The organism is Streptomyces rubradiris (assembly GCF_016860525.1).
Classification (GTDB): domain Bacteria; phylum Actinomycetota; class Actinomycetes; order Streptomycetales; family Streptomycetaceae; genus Streptomyces; species Streptomyces rubradiris.
Genome location: NZ_BNEA01000022.1, coordinates 1 through 5,320, shown reverse-complemented (window position 1 = coordinate 5,320; position 5,320 = coordinate 1). Strand labels below are relative to the sequence as shown.

7 protein-coding genes are annotated in these 5,320 nt (G+C 74.3%); 6 read left to right on the top strand and 1 reads right to left on the bottom strand.

The window, feature by feature from the left end:
• The 4 genes from Srubr_RS41250 to Srubr_RS40070 form a co-directional block, all read left to right on the top strand.
• On the top strand, nt 1–834 hold an 834-nt coding region (locus Srubr_RS41250; RefSeq protein ID WP_230426686.1), incomplete at its 5' end, for a condensation domain-containing protein.
• The gene (locus Srubr_RS40080; RefSeq protein ID WP_308445544.1) at nt 738–3,218 is read left to right on the top strand and encodes an amino acid adenylation domain-containing protein; all 2,481 of its coding nucleotides are present in this window, start codon (nt 738–740) and stop codon (nt 3,216–3,218) included. The genes Srubr_RS41250 and Srubr_RS40080, both read left to right, overlap by 97 nt.
• Nucleotides 3,215–3,463 (top strand): acyl carrier protein, encoded by a 249-nt coding sequence (locus Srubr_RS40075; RefSeq protein ID WP_189999927.1) that lies wholly within the window; start codon nt 3,215–3,217, stop codon nt 3,461–3,463. The genes Srubr_RS40080 and Srubr_RS40075 overlap by 4 nt, the downstream gene beginning before the upstream one ends.
• 7 nt (nt 3,464–3,470) lie before the next feature.
• A complete protein-coding gene (locus tag Srubr_RS40070; RefSeq protein ID WP_189999928.1) occupies nt 3,471–4,604 on the top strand; it encodes an acyl-CoA dehydrogenase family protein in 1,134 nt (377 codons plus the stop codon).
• 109 nt (nt 4,605–4,713) lie between these two features.
• On the opposite strand, the gene Srubr_RS41245 is transcribed toward Srubr_RS40070, so the two are convergent.
• Nucleotides 4,714–4,899 (bottom strand): hypothetical protein, encoded by a 186-nt coding sequence (locus Srubr_RS41245; RefSeq protein ID WP_230426685.1) that lies wholly within the window; start codon nt 4,897–4,899, stop codon nt 4,714–4,716.
• 4 nt (nt 4,900–4,903) lie between these two features.
• On the opposite strand from Srubr_RS41245, the gene Srubr_RS41240 reads away from it, so the two are divergent.
• Together Srubr_RS41240 and Srubr_RS41550 are read left to right on the top strand one after the other, a co-directional pair.
• Nucleotides 4,904–5,152, top strand: a complete 249-nt coding sequence (locus tag Srubr_RS41240) for a TauD/TfdA family dioxygenase (RefSeq protein WP_230426684.1) — start codon at nt 4,904–4,906, stop codon at nt 5,150–5,152.
• Complete coding sequence (locus tag Srubr_RS41550; RefSeq protein ID WP_268987392.1) at nt 5,149–5,280, top strand: hypothetical protein; 132 nt, start codon at nt 5,149–5,151, stop codon at nt 5,278–5,280. The genes Srubr_RS41240 and Srubr_RS41550 overlap by 4 nt, the downstream gene beginning before the upstream one ends.
• Nucleotides 5,281–5,320: the final 40 nt, after the last annotated feature.

Genomic DNA, 5,320 nt, shown 5'->3' with positions numbered 1-5,320 from the left:
CCGGCGCTGCCGGAGGCCGCCGAGGCGCCGCTGCGGCCGGACTGGCGGCACGCGGGCCGGTGCGTGGCGCACCGGATGCTGCACCTGGAGCGGCCTACCGCGGAGACGATCACCGAGCAGGCCAAGCGGCACGGCCTGACCGTTCCGATGGTGCTGCTGACGGTGTTACGGATGCTGTTGGGCGCCGTCGGCGGCGGCCGGCCGCACACCCTCACCCTGGTGCGTTCGCAGCAGGACCCGCAGGCCGGTCACGGCCGGCTGGGCAACCACGGCGCCTCCTTCCCGGTGGCGATGCCGGCGGCCGAGGGGCGCGACTTCGTCTCGCTCGCGCGGGAGGTGCAGGGCCGCGTGCTGGAACTGTCGCTGCGTTCCTCGCTCAGCGGGCCCGAGATCACCCGTCTGGCCGGTCCGGCCGCCGACCGGCGCCGGCTGCTGTACCCGTTCGCGTTCACCGCGACCGAGGTCGACACGCCGCGGGAGGCGGCGCTCGGTCTGCGGCGGGACTGGGATGCCGCGCAACTGCGCGTGCCGCAGGTCCTGTTGGACCATCAGGTCGTCGTGGACCGCGACGGCACCGTCCGTCTGGGTTTCGACTGGCGCACCGACGCCTTCGACGAAGGCTTCCCCGACGACTTCGTCGAGCAGTACGCCCGTGAGGTCGAGCGGCTGGCGGCCGACGGGGCGACTGGACCGTGCCGGCCGGGCGTGCCCGGCCGGCCGCCGCCCGGGTCCGCCCCGTGGAGGGCCGGCGGGCGACGTTGCAGCAGCGGGTGCTGGCGACCGTCGGGCAGACGCCCGACGCGCCGGCGGTCCGGGACGAGGAGGGGGTGCTGACCTACGCGGCTCTGGCCGACGCCGCCGCCGAGGTCGCGCGGCGCCTGGTGGCCGCCGGTGCCGCCGTCGGCGACCACGTCGCGGTCCACCTGCCGCGCGGTCGCGGCCAGGTCGTGGCGATCCTCGGCGCGTTGCTCGCCGGCTGTGTGTACGTCCCGCTGGACTGGGGACTGCCCCCGGGCCGGCTCGACCGGATCACCCGTCAGGCCCGGCTGGGTTTCGCGGTGACCGGGGACGCAGGGCACGCCGCCGACGCGTGGCGGCGGCGCGGGGTGCGGACGGTGGCCGTGCCGGCGAAGGCCCCCAGGGAGCGCCGGCTGCCGGACCGCGGCGCGCCCGACACCGCCTACGTGATTTTCACGTCCGGGTCGACGGGCGAGCCGAAGGGCGTGGTCATCGGGCACGACGCGGTGCTGAACACCATCGACGAGATCAACGCCCTGATCAAGCTGGGGCCCGCCGACAGCGTGCTGTCGGTGTCCTCGATCGGCTTCGACCTGTCGGTGTACGACATCTTCGGGCCGCTGCTCGTGGGCGCCGCGGTGGTCATGCTGCCGGAGGACACCGCCCGTACCCCGTCGGTGTGGACGAGGATGGTCACCGAGCACTCGGTGACCGTCTGGAACTCGGCGCCGGCGCTGGCCGCGCTGCTCGCGGAGGAGGGCGGTGCCCTTCCGTCGATCCGCTCCTACATGCTCAGCGGGGACTGGATCCCGCTGGACCTGCCCGCCGCGCTGGAGCGGCTGTCGGCCGGGGCGGAGGTGATCAGTCTGGGCGGCGCGACCGAGGGGTCGATCTGGTCGATCTACCACCGGATCACGCCGGCCGACCGCACCGGCCGGTCGATCCCGTACGGCAGGCCGCTGGCCGGGCAGGACATCCTGGTGCTGGACGAGCGGGGCGGTGTGTGCCGGGACTGGCACATCGGTGAGATCCACATCGCGGGCCGCGGTGTCGCGCACGGGTACCTGAACGATCCGGAGCGGACCGCGGAGGCGTTCTTCGACGACCCGGAGCACGGCTGGATCTACCGTACCGGCGACCGCGGGCGCCGCGGCCCGGACGGTGTCGTCGAGCTGCTGGGCCGCATCGACAGCCAGGTCAAGGTCAACGGCTACCGGGTCGAGCTGGGCGAGATCGAGTCACTGCTGAACGCCATGGACCACGTGCGCCGGAGCGCCGCGTGCGTCCCGCCGGACGGCGGCGGTGTCCTCGCCTATGTCACGCTCGCCGCCGGCGCCCCCGCCGACTGGCGTGAGCGCAGCATCGCCGCTCTGCGCGAGGAACTGCCGTCGTACATGGTCCCGTACGCGCTCGTCGACCTCGACGAGATCCCGCTGACCGCCAACGGCAAGGTCGACCACCGCCGGCTGCGCACGGCGGCGACGCCGCCTGCGACGCCGCCTGCGGCGCCGGCCGGGGCCGCCGGTCCGGCCCGGGGGCCGCACGCCCAGGAGGTGGCGGCCTGCTGGACCGAGATCCTCGGCCGGGCGCCGGGAACGGAAGGGTTCTTCGAGGCCGGTGGCAGCTCCCTCGACTCGATCCGGCTGCTGTCGCTGGTGCGCAGCAGGTTCGGGTACGACATCGCGTTCGGGCAGTTCCTCGCCGATCCGACGGTGGCCGGGCTGGCGCGGCTGTGCGCGGCCGGACGCGGGCCGCGGAGCGAGGCGGTGTGGAGCTTCGCCCCGCGAGCGGTGGCGAATCCGCGCGGCAGGGTGGTCTTCTTCCCGCCCGTCGGCGGAGGTGTCGCCTGCTACGCCGGGCTGATCCGGAACCTGCCGGGCGACCTCGACGTCCATGTGCTCGGCTTCGACCGGCCTTTCGATACGCCCGTCTCCGCGGATGCCGGCATGGCCTTCGCGGCGGACCTGTGCCTGCGCCACCTGGCGGGGCGGTTCGACGGCCCAAAGGTGCCGTGCGTCCTGGTCGGCTGGTCGTTCGGCGGCGCGCTCGCCGTGGAGGCGGCGCGGGCGGCGGCGTACCCGGTCAGCCGGGTCGTCGTGCTCGACACCCCGGTGTCGGCGGCGGCACGCCACTGCGAGGACTTCGACGCGGCGATGGTGTCCGGGTTCGTCGACGACATCCGGCAGGCGGGCGGTGTCGTGGTCTCGGAGCAGGACGTGCACACCGACCCGGTGCTGCGCCGGAGGTTCGAGGTGTACCGGCAGAACAAGCTGCTGCTGCGCGACTGGCGGCCGGCCCCGGTAGGGGTACCGGTCGTCCAGTTCCGCGCGAGTGACGGGCCGGCCGAACCGGACCCGGACGCCTGGCGGGAATGGGCGCCGGCGGTGCGCACCGTCGCGCTGAGCGGTGGGCACTTCGACGTGTTCGCGGCGCAGAACCTGCGGCACGTACAGGACGAGATCGAAGGCGGATGGCAGTGAGCGAACCAGAGGTGATCGACGCGATCGTCGAACAGCTGCGTCGGCAGGGCTACGGGATCGGGCCCGACGAGTACGAGGCGGACCTCATCGGCGCGGGGGTCGGCTCGCTGGTCATGGTCCGGCTGCTGTCCGTCCTGGAGGAGGAGTTCGATGTGGAGTTCGCCGTCGCCAGGATCTTCGGCGAGCCGGTGACCGTCGCGCGGCTGGCCGCGGAGATCCTCTCGCGGCACGCGGTCGGGAGGTGAGGCCGGCGTGACGGCGACCGGATTCTCGACGCTGGTGGAGCAGGCCCGGGGCATCGCCGAACTGGCGGGGCGGCGGGCCGGGAAGGCGGAGGCCGCCCGCACGCCCGACGCCGATGTCATCGCAGCGCTCGTCGCCGCCGGTGCCGCCCGTCATTTCGTGCCGGCATCGCTCGGCGGCTCCGGCGGGACGTTCGCGGAACTGAAGCAGGCGGCCGTGGTCATCGGCGCGGAGTGCCCGGCGACGGCCTGGTGCGCGGTGGTGGCCGGGCTGATGACCCGCGCGGCGAACCACCTGCCGCCGGCCGGGCAGCGGCAGCTGTGGGCGGGCGGGCCCGACGTGCTCATCGCCGGCGGCGTGACGCCCCGGGGCACCGCCACCGCGGTGGCGGGCGGCTGGCTGCTGTCCGGGGCCTGGCCGGCGGTGTCCTCCTCGGAGCGGGCCGACTGGATCCTCCTGGTCGCCGCCGTGCGGGGGGAGGGCGGTCCCGGGCAGCGGGTCTGCCTGGTGCCGCGCGCCTCGGTCCTCGTCGAACGGACCTGGGACGACGTCGGGATGCAGGCCACCGGCAGCCACACGGTGGTCGCCGAGCAGGTCTTCGTCCCGGACCCGATGACCTTCCCCGCCGGCCTCCTCACCGAGACGGACGCCCCGCGGCCGGGGCCGGACGGCCGGCCGGTACCGCTGCCGGCCGTGAACACCTTCCTGTTCTGCCTGCCGATGCTCGGCGCCGCCCACGGCGCGCTGCGGTACTGGCGGCGGCTGACCGGCGCGAAACTGCGGGGGCGGGCGGATGTGTACGACCCGGTGGTCGCCCACCTCGCGGATGTGTTCGCGCGCAGCTCCGGCGAGATCGACGCGGCCGAACTGCTCCTCGACCGCGTCGCGCGGGTCGTCGACACCGCGCCGGCCGTGACCCGCTCGGACGTGGCGCGCCACCAGCGGGACTGTGCCCTCGCCGCCGAGCTGCTGGTGCGCGCGGTGGACCGCCTCATGCGGGCCTCCGGCACCGCCGGACACAGCACCGGTTCGGTCCTGCAGCGGTTGTGGCGCGACCTGCACACCGCGAGCTCCCACGCGACGCTCCAGTTCGGCACGGCCGCGGCCGGCTACGCCCGGGCGGAGCTGATCGGCGCCGGCTGAGCCGCGCCGGCGCCCCGTCACCGACCTGCGAGGAGACAGGACCATGGACCTCACGACCACCGACATGCGGCGCTCGGCCGCCGACGCGCGCTGCGGCCGCAGCGCGCCCTCACCGTATCTGGAGAAGCTGCGGCGTCACGGCTTCGTCGTCCTGGAACCCGACGGCCCGGACGGGCTGTCCCTGGAGGACATCATGGCGCCGCTCGGCACGGCGGTGTCGTACCGGTTCGGCACCCAGCTCGTCCAGGAGCAGCGGCCGGGGGACCGACAACTCGCAGTTCCGGACCGGTGCCATACCGATGCACGTCGACGCGATCCTGAACGCACACCCGGTCCGCTACATCGGGCTGGAGTGCCTGGAGGCCCCGGACGAGGGCGGTGAGACGCTGATCGCCGGCAGCAGCGCGTTCTTCGCGACGGCTCCCGCCGAGCTGGTGGAGACCCTGCGCGGCATCCGGATCGAGTACTGGTCCAGGGTCTCGGGCTTCTACGTGGAGCGGCCCGGCGGCAACCCGGTCGTGGCGCCGGTGCAGGTGGACCCCGGGTGACCGGCGGGGACACGCTGCAGATCGGGCTGGACTATCCCGAGGATCCGGAGCGCAACTACGGGGCGGCCGTGGTGGGCCGCACCAAGGAGCAGAGCCTGGAGCTCTTCGCCTGGTGGACCGGTGGTTGACGGTTCCGGAGGTGATGTACGCCCACCGGTTGGGGGCGGC